The sequence below is a fragment of the Streptococcus sp. V919 genome (assembly GCF_054353475.1).
The window spans coordinates 947,030-961,268 of record NZ_JBTHHY010000001.1 but is presented as its reverse complement, the minus strand read 5'-3'; the positions used below and the strand labels follow the sequence as shown (position 1 = coordinate 961,268).

Below are 14,239 nucleotides of genomic sequence, written 5' to 3'. Positions count from 1 at the left end.
ACCATGAAAAAAAGATATCTTGTCTTGTCAAGCTTATTAGCCTTGACATTGGCAGCTTGTTCACAAGAAAAAACAGAGACTTCTGACGCAAAAACTTCTTCAGAGCAATCGACTGTACAAGAAGGAACTGTTGGTAGCAAGTCTCAGGAAGCTAGCCAAAAGAAGGCAGAAGTAGTAGACAAAGGAGATCACTACAGTATTCAAGGTAAGTATGATGAGATTGTTGTAGCTAACAAGCATTATCCTATGTCCAAAGATTATAATCCTGGAGAAAATCCTACCGCAAAGGCAGAACTGTTAAAACTTATTGCAGCAATGCAGCAAGCAGGATTCCCGATTAGCGACCACTATAGTGGATTTAGAAGTTATGAAACTCAGGTTAAACTGTATCAGGATTATGTCAACCAAGATGGCAAGGCTGAGGCTGACCGCTATTCTGCAAGACCTGGCTATAGTGAACACCAAACTGGGCTTGCCTTTGACCTAATAGGAACAAATGGAAACTTAGTGACAGAAGAAAAGGCTGCTCAATGGCTTTTAGACCACGCCGCAGACTATGGCTTTGTCGTTCGTTACCTCAAAGGTAAGGAAAAAGAGACAGGTTATATGGCTGAGGAATGGCACCTTCGCTATGTTGGTAAAGAAGCCAAAGAAATTGCTGCAAGTGGCCTCAGTTTGGAAGAGTATTACGGCTTTGAAGGTGGAGACTATGTTGATTAGGCGCAAAATACCTTGCAAGAATGCTTGAAATTTGATAAAATATTTAGTAATTAAATAGGAATCTGCAAGACTAGTATCTCAGGGGAAGTATATCAGGGAGGAGAGCCGTGACTGAAAGCTCTCTATATGAAAACTGGGTGAATTCACTTGCGCAGGGATTCAGAAATAAAGGTCTGACTTGTCAGATGAAAACGGATGGTACCGCGTGTCAACGCTCCGAGTGGAGTTTTTGGCATGTGGTTTTCTTTTTTTCTGATAATCGACTGATGGAGGAATTATGTCAACTATTGAAGAACAATTAAAAGTGCTTCGTGAAGAAACGCTAGCTAGCTTGAAGCAGATTACTGCTGAAAATGAAAAAGAGATGCAAGAATTGCGTGTCTCAGTCCTTGGGAAAAAAGGGTCACTGACTGAAATCCTTAAAGGGATGAAAGACGTTTCTGCAGAAATGCGTCCTGTTATCGGAAAACACGTAAATGAGGCTCGTGACGTCCTAACAGCTGCCTTTGAAGAAACAGCTAAGCTCTTGGAAGAAAAGAAGGTTGCAGCTCAACTAGCAAGTGAGAGCATCGATGTGACGCTTCCAGGTCGTCCAGTTGCGACTGGTCACCGTCACGTTCTCACACAAACTAGTGAAGAAATCGAAGATATCTTCATCGGTATGGGTTACCAAGTCGTGGATGGATTTGAAGTAGAACAAGACTACTACAACTTCGAGCGTATGAACCTTCCAAAAGACCACCCAGCCCGTGATATGCAGGATACTTTCTACATCACAGAAGAAATCTTGCTCCGTACCCACACGTCTCCAGTTCAGGCGCGTGCGATGGACGCCCATGATTTTTCTAAAGGTCCTTTGAAGATGATCTCACCAGGACGTGTATTCCGTCGTGATACAGACGATGCGACCCACAGTCACCAATTCCACCAAATCGAAGGCTTGGTTGTTGGGAAAAACATCTCTATGGCTGACCTTCAAGGAACTCTTCAGTTGATTGTCCACAAAATGTTTGGTGAAGAGCGCCAGATTCGTCTGCGTCCATCATATTTCCCATTCACAGAGCCTTCTGTTGAGGTTGACGTTTCATGCTTCAAGTGTGGTGGAGATGGCTGTAACGTATGTAAAAAAACAGGTTGGATCGAGATTATGGGTGCCGGAATGGTTCACCCACGTGTCCTTGAGATGAGTGGTATCGATGCAACTGTATACTCTGGTTTTGCCTTTGGTCTTGGTCAAGAGCGTGTCGCTATGCTTCGTTACGGAATCAACGATATCCGTGGATTCTACCAAGGCGATGTCCGCTTCTCAGAACAGTTTAAATAAGATTGAAACCTGAAACACAGTCCTATACTGTACTAATCATCTTCTCTCAATGAGAAATGGTGAGGACTGCCTCAAAGAAAAAGAAAGGAATTGAAAAGGTCTCTCTTACTGGGATCTTACAATCAGAATTATGTTAGTATCTTATAAATGGTTAAAAGAATTGGTGGACATTGATGTGCCATCACAAGAGTTGGCTGAAAAAATGTCAACCACAGGAATCGAAGTAGAAGGTGTGGAATCACCTGCTGCTGGTCTCTCAAAAATTGTCGTCGGAGAAGTCTTGTCTTGTGAAGATGTGCCAGAAACACACTTGCATGTCTGCCAAGTCAATGTGGGTGAAGAAGAAGCCCGTCAAATCGTCTGTGGAGCACCAAATGTGCGTGCAGGCATCAAGGTCATGGTGGCTCTTCCAGGTGCTCGTATTGCTGACAACTACAAGATCAAAAAAGGAAAAATCCGTGGCTTAGAGTCACTCGGGATGATCTGTTCCCTTGGTGAGTTGGGCATTTCTGACTCCGTTGTACCAAAGGAATTTGCAGATGGGATCCAAATCTTGCCTCAAGATGCTGTTCCAGGAGATGAAGTCTTCTCTTACCTAGACTTGGATGATGAAATTATCGAGCTTTCTATCACTCCAAACCGTGCAGACGCTCTTTCTATGCGTGGGGTAGCGTACGAAGTAGCAGCGATTTATGACAAGGCAGTTAACTTTAAAGAATTTGCTCTTTCAGAAACAGACCAAGCTACAGCCGATGCTCTTTCTGTCAGCATTGACACAGACAAGTCTCCATACTATGCAGCCCGTATCTTGGACAATGTGACCATCGCACCAAGTCCACAATGGTTGCAAAACCTCCTCATGAATGAAGGCATCCGTCCAATCAATAACGTGGTGGACGTGACCAACTATATCCTTCTTTACTTTGGTCAGCCGATGCATGCCTTTGACTTGGATACCTTTGAAGGCAGCGAAATCCGTGTGCGTGAAGCGCGTGAAGGTGAAACATTGGTAACCTTGGACGGTGAAGAACGTGAGTTGGAATCAAATGACTTAGTCATCACTGTTGCTGATAAACCAGTAGCCCTTGCAGGTGTTATGGGTGGTCAAGCTACAGAAATCTCTGAAAACTCTAGTCGTGTTGTCCTTGAAGCAGCTGTCTTCAATGGCAAATCAATCCGTAAGACTAGTGGTCGTCTTAACCTTCGTTCTGAATCATCTTCTCGTTTTGAAAAAGGCATCAACGTGGCAACTGTCAATGAAGCCCTTGATGCAGCAGCGAGCATGATTGCAGAGCTTGCAGGTGCAACTGTGCGTAAGGGTATTGTTTCAGCAGGTCAGCTTGATACTTCAGATGTAGAAGTTTCTTCCACTCTTGCAGACGTCAACCGTGTCCTCGGTACAGAGCTTTCCTACGCCGATGTAGAAGATGTCTTCCGTCGCCTTGGATTTGGAATTTCTGGAAATGCTGATCGCTTTACTGTCAGCGTCCCTCGTCGCCGTTGGGATATCACCATTGAAGCTGATCTCTTTGAAGAAATCGCACGTATCTATGGCTATGACCGCTTGCCAACCAGTCTTCCAAAAGACGATGGTACAGCTGGTGAATTGACTGCGACACAAAAACTCCGTCGTCAAGTTCGGACTATTGCTGAGGGAGCAGGATTAACTGAAATCATTACTTATGCTCTGACAACTCCTGAAAAGGCAGTTGAATTTACGATTCAGCCAAGCAACTTAACAGAGCTCATGTGGCCAATGACCGTGGACCGTTCAGTTCTCCGTCAAAATATGGTTTCAGGTATTTTGGATACAGTTGCCTACAATGTAGCACGTAAGAATAAAAACTTGGCTCTTTATGAGATTGGAAAAGTCTTTGAGCAAACTGGTAATCCAAAAGAAGAATTGCCAAACGAAATCAACAGTTTCGCCTTTGCTTTGACTGGTTTAGTCGCTGAAAAAGACTTCCAAACAGCAGCAGTTCCTGTTGACTTCTTCTATGCTAAGGGAATCCTTGAAGCACTCTTTACTCGCCTAGGACTGGAAGTGACTTATACAGCAACCTCTGAAATTACTAGTCTTCACCCAGGACGTACAGCCTTGATCTCACTCGGTGACCAAGTTCTTGGTTTCCTCGGTCAAGTACACCCTGTTACGGCTAAGGCTTACGACATTCCAGAAACTTATGTAGTGGAGCTTAACCTTTCTGCTATTGAAGCATCTCTTCAACCAGCTACTCCATTTGTGGAAATTACTAAGTTCCCAGCAGTCAGCCGTGATATTGCTCTTCTTCTAAAGGCAGAAGTGACTCATCAAGATGTGGTAGACGCCATCAAAGCTGCTGGCGTGAAGCGTTTGACTGATATCAAACTCTTCGATGTCTTCTCTGGCGAAAAACTAGGACTTGGTATGAAGTCAATGGCTTATAGCTTGACCTTCCAAAATCCAGAAGATAGCTTGACTGATGAAGAAGTCGCACGCTACATGGAAAAAATCCAAGCTTCTCTCGAAGAAAAAGTGAATGCAGAAGTGCGTTAAGAACCTTCAATCCATCCCTTGGGATGGATTTTTTTATCTTGGTAAATGCATGGTATTGGAAAGATAAATAAATGTGAATTTTATTATTTTTGTATAAAAAATTCCAAGCGAATTCTACCAATAAAAATGTACATAAATCCTTGTAATGTTTATTAAAAAGAGTATAATGAGGATAAGATTCGTAGGAGGTAGATTATGTTAGAAATCCGCAATCTTGAAAAAAGTTTTGGACCTAAACAAGTTTTGTTTGGTGTAGATTGTCAAGCACGGTCAGGACGTATTTTGGGTCTAGTTGGGAAAAATGGAGCTGGGAAAACAACTATTTTCCACAGTATTTTGAAATTTTTAGAATATCAGGGCGAGATTCAGTTTGATGGCCAGGAAATCCGTCAGGAAACCTATGCTCGGATTGGCTATCTACCCGAAGAACGTAGTCTCATGCCTAAGCTGACAGTCCTTGAACAAGTGCGTTATTTGGCAACATTAAAAGGCATGGATGCAAAAGAGGTCAAAGAAAAACTCCCTCAATGGATGGAAAAACTGGAAGTTAAGGGAAAACTGACAGACAAAATTAAGAGCCTCTCAAAAGGGAATCAACAAAAGATTCAGCTGATCATTACTTTAATGCATGAACCAGATTTGATTATTCTCGATGAACCCTTTAGTGGTTTAGATCCAGTTAATACCGAGTTGCTCAAGCAGGTTATCCTCAAAGAAAAAGAACGTGGAGCGACCATTATCTTTTCTGACCACGTCATGACCAATGTCGAAGAGCTGTGTGATGATATCCTGATGATTCGTGATGGTCGTGTCGTCTTGCATGGACCAGTCCAAGATGTCCGTAATCAATACGGCAAAACTCGTCTCTTTGTTGCAAGTGAAAAGAGTCAGGAAGAGTTGGAAAAACTCCCACATGTCACTCATGCTAGCTTGACCAAGCAGGGGATTTGGAAGCTTATTCTAGATGACGAAAATGCTGGACAGGAGCTCTTTGCTATCTTGACTCAAGGACACTATATTGCGACCTTTGACCAGCAAGCTCCGACAATCGATGAAATCTTTAAACTAGAATCAGGGGTGGAAGTATGAGAAATATGTTGGTTGTAATCAAAGAAACCTATCTACGTCATGTCAAATCCTGGAGTTTCTTCTTTATGGTAATCTCACCATTTCTCTTTATCGGCTTGTCTGGAGGAATTGGGTATCTCCAAGGTTCTTCTCTAGCTCAAAATAATAAAGTGGCAGTAGTTAGTTCGGTGCCTGCTGTAACAGAGGGGCTCAAGTCGACCAATGGCATTAACTTTGACTATAAGGATGAAGCAAGTGCGCAAGAAGCTATCAAGGATGAGAAAATAAAAGGTTATCTGACCATTGATCAAGAAGATAGTGTACTTAAGGTGGTCTATCATGGAGAGACTTCACTAGAGAGTGGCATTAAATTAGCTGTGACTGCTAAGTTGAATGAACTTCAATCCCAACTCAACCGTTCAGAAGCAAATTTGTCTCAGGAACAGGAAAAACGTTTGGCGCAAACAATTCAATTCACAGAGCAGATAGATGAAGCCAAGGAAAATAAAAAGATGGTTCAGACCTTTGCGGCTGCAGGACTAGGTTTGTTTCTTTATATGATTTTGATTACCTATGCTAGTGTCACTGCTCAAGAGGTAGCTAGTGAAAAAGGAACAAAAATTATGGAAGTGGTCTTCTCAAGTATTCGTGCTAGCCATTATTTCTACGCACGGATGATTGCTTTACTTCTTGTCATTTTGACCCATATTGGCATTTATGTCATTGGAGGACTTGTAGCAATCTTATTCTTTAAAGATATGCCCTTATTAGCAAATTCAGGTATTTTAAACCACTTAGGAGAAGCCTTTTCAGTCAATACCTTATTGTTTGTCTTAGTCAGTCTCTTTATGTATGTGGTTTTGGCTGCCTTTCTAGGTTCGATGGTTTCTCGGCCTGAAGACTCTGGTAAAGCCTTGTCGCCTTTGATGCTTTTAATTATGGTAGGATTTATTGGAGTAACTTCCTTAGGAACATCTGGAGATAATTTGGTTTTGAGGATTGGCTCATATATCCCATTTATCTCAACTTTCTTTATGCCTTTTAGAGCTATTAATGGCTATGCAAGTAGTTTAGAAGCATGGATTTCGCTTGCTATAACAGTCATTTTTGCAGTAACTGCAACAGTCTTTATCGGCCGTATGTATGCTAGCTTAGTTCTTCAAACAGATGACTTAGGCATCTGGAAAACCTTTAAACGAGCTTTGAGCTATAAATAAAGTAGTGGACCTGAGAGTGTATCTCCCAGGTCTTTCAATTAGCTGAAATATTTCACATTAATTTCTTCTAAACCTTTGACTAATAACGAAAATTATCGTACAATAAAGAGTACATGATAAAATGAGACCAGAGTTTATATGCTCTGGCGTTAGTAGTAAAAAATGAGGAGAAACGCTTTGGAATTAGAAGTATTTGCTGGGCAAGAAAAAAGTGAACTATCTATGATTGAGGTGGCTCGTGCCATCTTGGAACTCCGTGGTCGCGATCACGAAATGCATTTTAGCGATTTGGTTAATGAAATCCAAAACTATCTTGGTACCTCTAATAGCGATATTCGTGAAGCACTACCTTTGTTCTATACAGAATTGAACTTTGACGGTAGTTTTATCTCACTTGGAGATAACAAATGGGGTCTTCGTTCATGGTATGGAGTAGATGAAATTGATGAAGAAATCATTGCTCTTGAGGAAAGTGACGATGAAGAAGTAGCACCTAAAGCTAAGAAAAAACGCGTTAATGCCTTTATGGACGGAGATGCTGATGCCATTGATTATGGCGCAGATGATCCAGAAGATGAAGATGCCTACGAAGAAGATCCAGCTCTTTCTTATGATGATGAAAATCCAGATGATGAGAAGAACGAAGTAGAAGCATACGACGCTGAAATCAACGAAATTGCACCAGATGATCTTGGAGAAGATGTCGATCTTAATGAAGAAGATGACGAAGATTCTGAGGACGAAGAAGAATAATACAAAAAAGCAAGGGAAATTTCCTTGTTTTTTTAATGATTATTCATACTTGAAGGTAAGATACTAAAATCTGATAGTCAATTTGATTTGACAAATGAGTCGAATTGAGGTAAGATATTGTTCGGGCACCTCTTTTAGAGGTCGGAGCTCCCTAGTTATTAGGGAGCTATTTTTGTTTTTCCGGGAACTTTTATCCTGGATTGTGGTTATTGATGAAGGTCTTGTTTTCTATCTCCCCTACTAGTGAGCAGGACCTTGAGCATTTTAGAAAGAGGAATCTATGTCTACGAAATATATTTTTGTAACTGGTGGAGTGGTGTCGTCTATTGGGAAAGGTATCGTTGCAGCGAGCCTTGGACGTCTTTTAAAAAACCGTGGTTTGAAGGTGACCATTCAAAAATTTGACCCTTATATCAATATAGACCCAGGGACCATGAGCCCATATCAGCATGGGGAAGTCTTTGTAACTGATGATGGGGCTGAGACAGATTTGGACTTGGGTCACTATGAACGTTTCATCGATATCAATCTTAACAAATACTCAAACGTGACAACTGGTAAAATCTACAGCGAAGTTCTTCGTAAGGAACGTCGTGGAGAGTATTTGGGTGCAACTGTCCAAGTTATTCCTCATATCACAGATGCCTTGAAAGAAAAAATCAAGCGTGCTGCTTTAACGACAGACTCTGATGTTATTATTACAGAGGTTGGGGGAACTGTCGGTGATATCGAGTCCCTTCCATTCTTAGAAGCTCTTCGTCAGATGAAGGCAGATGTGGGTGCAGATAATGTCATGTATATCCACACAACCTTGCTTCCTTACCTCAAGGCAGCTGGTGAAATGAAAACCAAACCAACTCAACACTCTGTCAAAGAATTGCGTGGTTTGGGAATCCAGCCTAATATGCTGGTTATCCGCACTGAAAAGCCAGCTGGACAAGGGATTAAAAATAAACTAGCCCAGTTCTGTGATGTGGCACCAGAAGCAGTTATTGAGTCCTTGGACGTGGATCATCTTTACCAAATCCCACTTAATCTGCAAGCACAAGGCATGGATCAAATTGTCTGCGACCATTTGAAGATTGATGCACCTGCAGCAGATATGACAGAATGGTCAGCTATGGTTGATAAGGTTATGAACCTCAAAAAACAAGTCAAGATTGCACTTGTTGGTAAATATGTCGAGTTACAGGATGCCTACATCTCCGTTGTTGAAGCCTTAAAACACTCTGGTTATGCCAATGATGCAGAAGTGAAGATTGATTGGGTCAATGCCAATGACGTGACAGCTGAAATTGTGGCAGAACTCCTATCGGATGCTGACGGGATCATTGTGCCAGGTGGTTTTGGTCAACGTGGAACAGAAGGTAAGATTGAAGCGATTCGCTATGCACGTGAAAATGATGTACCAATGCTTGGAGTCTGCTTGGGTATGCAGTTGACCTGTATCGAGTTTGCACGTAATGTCTTAGGACTTGAAGGAGCTAATTCAGCAGAGTTAAATCCTGATACCAAATATCCTATCATCGATATCATGCGTGATCAGATTGATGTTGAGGACATGGGGGGAACCCTTCGTTTGGGCCTTTATCCTTCTAAGCTAAAACGTGGTACTAAGGCAGCAGCAGCTTATCATAACAAAGAGGTGGTGCAACGCCGTCACCGTCACCGTTATGAGTTTAACAATGCCTTCCGTGAACAGTTTGAAGGAGCAGGATTTGTCTTCTCAGGTGTTTCACCAGACAATCGCTTGGTAGAAATTGTTGAAATCCCAGAAAACAAATTTTTTGTGGCTTGCCAGTACCATCCAGAGCTTTCAAGTCGCCCAAACCGTCCAGAAGAACTCTACACTGCTTTTGTGACAGCTGCAGTTGAAAATCGTAAATAGTAGAATAAACCTTTGAGAGTCAACTCAGAGGTTTTTATTTGATTTCAGTATCATGAAAATCTGGAAAATCAGCTCTGAATTTGGTAAGATAAGATTATGGATTTTGAAAAAATTGAACAAGCATATACCTATTTATTAGAAAATGTCCAAATCATTCAAAACGATTTGGCGACAAGCTTTTATGATGCCTTGATTGAACAAAATGGGATCTATCTCGATGGTCAAACCAATCTGGAGCAAGTCAAAAAAAATAACCAGGCCTTAAAACGCTTAGCGCTTCGAAAAGAGGAGTGGTTACGGACCTATCAATTTTTGCTAATGAAGGCAGCGCAAACAGAACCTCTTCAAGCCAACCACCAGTTCACACCGGATGCCATTGGTCACTTGATGATTTTTATCATAGAACAGCTTTGTCCTACTGAAGATCTAAGTCTGTTAGAGTTAGGTTCTGGAATGGGAATTCTGGGATCTAGCTTCTTGACATCTATGAACAAAAAGGTTGATTACTTTGGAATAGAGCTAGATGATCTCTTGATTGATTTGGCAGCAAGCATGGCTGAAGTTATGGATCTACAAATGGGCTTTGTCCAAGGAGATGCAGTGCGTCCACAAGTATTAAAAGAAAGTGATATCATTGTAAGTGACCTGCCTGTCGGTTACTATCCAGATAATCAGACAGCCTCGCGATATCAAGTGGCAGCCAAGGGCGAACATACCTATGCGCATCATCTGTTAATGGAACAATCGCTCAAGTATCTTAAAACAGGTGGTTATGCGATTTTTCTAGCTCCAACGGACCTCTTGACGAGCCCTCAGAGTGAACTTTTAAAATCATGGCTGACTGAAAAAGCCCAACTAGTAGCAATCATAGCTTTACCAGAGGATCTCTTTGCACACGGAGCTCAGTCTAAAACAATTTTTGTTCTACAGAAGAAGACGGGAGAAGGGATTGAACCATTTGTTTATCCACTTACGAGTCTTCGTGACCCTGAAATTTTGATGGAATTTAAGGAAAAGTTTCAAATTTGGAGTCAATATTCATGAAATTTGAACTGAGATTTGATATAATAGTTGAAAACGCTTAAAAAAGGGGAAAAATTATGTCTAAAACAATTGCAATTAATGCCGGTAGCTCAAGTTTGAAATGGCAACTGTATCAAATGCCAGAAGAACAGGTTCTTGCTAAAGGTTTAATTGAACGCATTGGTTTGAAAGATTCTATCTCAACAGTTAAATTCGATGGTCGTGCTGAAAAAGAAATCACTGATATTGAAAATCATACTGTTGCTGTTAAAATTTTGCTTGATGACTTGATTCGTTTTGATATTATCAAATCTTACGATGAAATCACAGGAGTTGGGCACCGTGTTGTTGCTGGTGGTGAAGTCTTTACAGACTCTGTAGTAGTAGAAGGTGACGTATTGGCTCAAATCGAAGAGTTGGGTCTACTTGCACCACTACATACTCCAGCTAACGTAGCTGGAATTCGCGCCTTCAAGGAATTGTTACCAAACGTAACTAGTGTTGCTGTTTTTGATACATCTTTCCACTCAACTATGCCTGAGAAAGCTTACCGCTACCCACTGCCAACTAAATATTACACAGAAAATAAAGTTCGTAAATATGGTGCTCACGGAACTAGCCACCAATTCGTAGCTCAAGAAGCAGCAAAACTGTTGGGACGTCCACTTGAAGAATTAAAATTAATTACATGTCATATCGGTAATGGTGCTTCTATTACTGCGGTTAAGGGTGGAAAATCTGTTGATACATCTATGGGATTCACTCCACTTGCAGGTGTGATGATGGGAACAAGAACTGGTGATATTGATCCAGCTATTATTCCTTACCTTATGGAACATACAAATGATTTTAATACACCAGAAGATATGATTAATGTTTTGAACCGTGAGTCAGGTTTACAAGGTATTTTTGGTAAATCTAGTGACATGCGTGATGTAGAAGCTGGCGTTGAAGCAGGTGATCCTGATGCAACCTTGGCTCTTGAAATGTACGTTGACCGTATCCAAAAACATATTGGACAATATTTGGCAGTCCTAAACGGAGCTGATGCTATCATCTTTACGGCTGGTGTTGGTGAAAATGCAGCTGATGTACGTGAAAAAGTTATCACTGGTATTTCTTGGTTCGGTTGTGATGTAGATCCAGAGAAAAATGTTTTTGGTGTAACTGGAGACATCTCTACAGATGCTGCAAAAATTCGTGTCCTTGTCATCCCAACTGATGAAGAACTTGTTATTGCGCGTGATGTTGAACGTTTGAAAAAATAAACGATAAGAAAATCGACCTTCTCAATAGAGAGGTCGATTTTTTATATTGTTGACGAGTATTTACTATTTGGTAAGCGAAACTTCACCGCTATTGAGCCAGATTTTTTCACCAGTGGCTAATTCTATCTGCAGTTGGCCCTGATCCGAAATGTCACAGGCTTTTCCTGTGATTATTTCCTGATCCTTCTTGAAGGAAATTTCTTTTCCTAAAACGATGGAGCGTTTTTTATAGAGATAAAGTAGCTCATCTGCATCTGTTTCGTAGAAACATTTCCAAATTTCAGCAATCAGTTCATTGCGAGTGATAGGACTGTTCTGAGAGAAGAGACTTCCAGCTTTCCCTTGTAGATTTTTGGGAAAGTCAGCGATAGAAAAGTTAATCCCAACACCAATAATAACATCTGTAACAAGTCCGGTTTCGATAGAAGTAATGGCTTCAGTTAGGATACCGGCTATTTTTTTCTGATTTAGATAAAGATCATTTACCCACTTGATGTCTAAATCAATCAAGCTCAAATTTTTAACAGCCTTATAAATAGCAGCTGCAGTCAAGAGTGTGTAAGCTGGTAAATCTAGATAAGAAAGATTAGGTTTTAGGTGGAGGGACATATAGATTCCCCCCTTGTCTGGAGAGTAGTAGGGACGCTGAAATCGACCACGGCCCATCGTTTGGCTAGTTGAGAGGTAGAGTGTATCTCCTTTGACACCAGCTTCCATGGCCTCCTTGGCATCAGTCTGGGTCGATTTGGTGATAGGTTTAAATTGAACAGTGATAGGGCTGTTGTTTTCGATTTCTTGAGGTAAGATAAGGTCTCCACGAAGAAGTTTGTAGCCACGGTTTTTGATGCTGTCAATTTCTAAACCTTCCTGTTGGAGACGCTGAATCGCTTTCCAAACAGAAGTTCGAGAGAGGTTTAATACTTCAGCGATTTTTTCTCCACTTACATAATCGGATTCACTAGCTAATATTTTATAGACTTCTTGGTAAGATTTCATGGTAGAGCCTTTCCGGGAAAATTAATTTAATTGTACCATAATTTTACAAAAGATAGACTACTTTTATGAGAGGAATCCTCGTTTCTTATAAAGTTTTACCAAGTTTTAGTTAAGATGATATAGACAAAGTGGTTTTCAAATTCTTTGAAAAATGGTAAAATGTTTTAATAGTTTATATATCTGTGCATTATAGCGCAGAGAGAAAGGATCTGTTGTGAAATCAATAGGTATCATTGAAAAATTGAAAGGCTTCTCTAAGCAGGAACTAGTCTTGCTAGCAGTTATTCTAAGTATTTTCTTGCCTTTTTATATTTTCATCATCATCTTTATCGCTTATTTAATAGGTCTGATATTTACAGGAGAAATGAAGGGGATTCTAAAACGACTCTCTAACCATGCTATTCTTCTTTTATTTATTGGCTATAGTGGTGTCATCTCTCTTCTGGCTCAAAATGTCATGGGGATGGTTGCTACTCTGGGAATGTTCCTCTTTGCGATTTTCTTTTACTATTACCAGGCTCATCTAACTCCTAAATTTTTTAGACTAGTATTACAAGGGATTTTATCGCTTAGTGTGCTAGCCTCGGTTTTCGCAGCTTTGGAGCATTTTCAAATTGTTAAGAAATTTGATTATACCTTCTTATCACCAAAGATGCAGGTTTGGCATCAGAATCGGGCTGAAGTAGCCTTCTTTAATCCTAACTATTATGGGATTATCTGTTGTTTCTGTATCATGATTGGATTTTACTTAATTAGTACAACTAAATTGAGATGGTTGAGAATCTTCTCAGTGATTGCAATCTTTGCGAATTTATTCGGGCTCAACTTTACTCAAAATAGAACGGCATTTCCAGCTATCATATTTGGTGCGATTATTTATCTTTTCACTACCATTAAAAACTGGCGTGCTTTCTGGTTAAGTATTGGAGTCTTTGGTATCGGCTTGGCCTTTCTCTTCTCTAGTGATTTAGGAGTTCGGATGGGAACACTTGATTCATCTATGGAAGAACGTGTGTCTATCTGGAATGCGGGTATGACCTTATTCAAACAAAACCCCTTCTGGGGAGAAGGCCCGCTAACATACATGCATGCTTATCCTCGTATTTTTGCACCTTATCATGAACATGCGCATAGTATCTATATCGATACAATATTGAGTTACGGTGTAGTAGGGACTGTCTTGTTAGGGATTGCTTCTTCAGATCCAATCCGAAAATTAATTGATATGAGTCAAGTACCAAGTAAACGACCGATTCTTGGACTCTATCTTTCATTTTTAACAGTGGTTGCTGTGCATGGAATTTTTGACTTGGCCCTCTTCTGGGTTCAGTCTTCATTTATCTTCCTTCTAGTGATGTGTAGTCTACCACTCAAACATAGTATGATTGCAGAACTTGTTGATTAACAAAAAAAGATAGTAGAAATAACATTTTCTACTATCTTTTT

At 40.6% G+C, this 14,239-nt stretch carries 11 protein-coding genes; 10 read left to right on the top strand and 1 reads right to left on the bottom strand.

What is annotated here, in order from left to right:
* Positions 1-3 precede the first annotated feature (3 nt).
* The 9 genes from ldcB (at position 4) to ACXYSK_RS04945 (ending at position 11,797) form a co-directional block, all read left to right on the top strand.
* On the top strand, positions 4-720 hold the full coding sequence (gene ldcB / locus ACXYSK_RS04985; RefSeq protein ID WP_303943459.1) for an LD-carboxypeptidase LdcB/DacB: 717 nt from the start codon (positions 4-6) through the stop codon (positions 718-720).
* 277 nt (positions 721-997) lie between these two features.
* Positions 998-2,044: a phenylalanine--tRNA ligase subunit alpha gene (gene pheS, locus ACXYSK_RS04980; RefSeq protein WP_458625264.1), complete on the top strand. Its 1,047-nt coding sequence runs from the start codon at positions 998-1,000 to the stop codon at positions 2,042-2,044.
* A gap of 130 nt (positions 2,045-2,174) precedes the next feature.
* Positions 2,175-4,580: a phenylalanine--tRNA ligase subunit beta gene (gene pheT, locus ACXYSK_RS04975; RefSeq protein WP_458625263.1), complete on the top strand. Its 2,406-nt coding sequence runs from the start codon at positions 2,175-2,177 to the stop codon at positions 4,578-4,580.
* A gap of 195 nt (positions 4,581-4,775) precedes the next feature.
* Positions 4,776-5,669, top strand: coding sequence for an ABC transporter ATP-binding protein (locus tag ACXYSK_RS04970; RefSeq protein ID WP_458625262.1), 894 nt, complete (start codon positions 4,776-4,778; stop codon positions 5,667-5,669).
* Complete coding sequence (locus ACXYSK_RS04965) at positions 5,666-6,865, top strand: ABC transporter permease (RefSeq protein ID WP_458625261.1); 1,200 nt, start codon at positions 5,666-5,668, stop codon at positions 6,863-6,865. The genes ACXYSK_RS04970 and ACXYSK_RS04965 overlap by 4 nt, the downstream gene beginning before the upstream one ends.
* 177 nt (positions 6,866-7,042) lie before the next feature.
* A complete protein-coding gene (gene rpoE / locus ACXYSK_RS04960) occupies positions 7,043-7,618 on the top strand; it encodes a DNA-directed RNA polymerase subunit delta (RefSeq protein WP_006150244.1) in 576 nt (191 codons plus the stop codon).
* A gap of 280 nt (positions 7,619-7,898) precedes the next feature.
* Positions 7,899-9,506, top strand: coding sequence for a CTP synthase (locus tag ACXYSK_RS04955; protein WP_303943455.1), 1,608 nt, complete (start codon positions 7,899-7,901; stop codon positions 9,504-9,506).
* A gap of 96 nt (positions 9,507-9,602) precedes the next feature.
* Entirely contained in the window at positions 9,603-10,550 is a 948-nt protein-coding gene (locus tag ACXYSK_RS04950) for a class I SAM-dependent methyltransferase (protein ID WP_458625260.1), read from the top strand.
* 56 nt (positions 10,551-10,606) lie between these two features.
* Positions 10,607-11,797 carry an acetate kinase gene (locus ACXYSK_RS04945; RefSeq protein WP_458625259.1) on the top strand — a complete coding sequence of 397 codons (1,191 nt, stop codon included), beginning with the start codon at positions 10,607-10,609 and terminating at the stop codon, positions 11,795-11,797.
* A gap of 63 nt (positions 11,798-11,860) precedes the next feature.
* Here ACXYSK_RS04945 and birA read toward each other — a convergent pair whose 3' ends face one another.
* On the bottom strand, positions 11,861-12,793 hold the full coding sequence (birA, locus tag ACXYSK_RS04940; protein WP_458625258.1) for a bifunctional biotin--[acetyl-CoA-carboxylase] ligase/biotin operon repressor BirA: 933 nt from the start codon (positions 12,791-12,793) through the stop codon (positions 11,861-11,863).
* A 214-nt stretch (positions 12,794-13,007) separates the two neighbouring features.
* On the opposite strand from birA, the gene ACXYSK_RS04935 reads away from it, so the two are divergent.
* Positions 13,008-14,198 carry an O-antigen ligase family protein gene (locus ACXYSK_RS04935; RefSeq protein WP_458625257.1) on the top strand — a complete coding sequence of 397 codons (1,191 nt, stop codon included), beginning with the start codon at positions 13,008-13,010 and terminating at the stop codon, positions 14,196-14,198.
* Positions 14,199-14,239: the final 41 nt, after the last annotated feature.

What these genes read in the sequence shown, in the direction of transcription:
- birA (WP_458625258.1), bottom strand. Translation starts at nt 12,793, where the DNA reads ATGAAATCTTACCAAGAAGTCTATAAAATATTAGCTAGTGAATCCGAT.
- ldcB (WP_303943459.1), top strand. Translation starts at nt 4, where the DNA reads ATGAAAAAAAGATATCTTGTCTTGTCAAGCTTATTAGCCTTGACATTG.
- ACXYSK_RS04950 (WP_458625260.1), top strand. Translation starts at nt 9,603, where the DNA reads ATGGATTTTGAAAAAATTGAACAAGCATATACCTATTTATTAGAAAAT.
- ACXYSK_RS04955 (WP_303943455.1), top strand. Translation starts at nt 7,899, where the DNA reads ATGTCTACGAAATATATTTTTGTAACTGGTGGAGTGGTGTCGTCTATT.
- ACXYSK_RS04945 (WP_458625259.1), top strand. Translation starts at nt 10,607, where the DNA reads ATGTCTAAAACAATTGCAATTAATGCCGGTAGCTCAAGTTTGAAATGG.
- pheT (WP_458625263.1), top strand. Translation starts at nt 2,175, where the DNA reads ATGTTAGTATCTTATAAATGGTTAAAAGAATTGGTGGACATTGATGTG.
- pheS (WP_458625264.1), top strand. Translation starts at nt 998, where the DNA reads ATGTCAACTATTGAAGAACAATTAAAAGTGCTTCGTGAAGAAACGCTA.
- ACXYSK_RS04965 (WP_458625261.1), top strand. Translation starts at nt 5,666, where the DNA reads ATGAGAAATATGTTGGTTGTAATCAAAGAAACCTATCTACGTCATGTC.
- ACXYSK_RS04970 (WP_458625262.1), top strand. Translation starts at nt 4,776, where the DNA reads ATGTTAGAAATCCGCAATCTTGAAAAAAGTTTTGGACCTAAACAAGTT.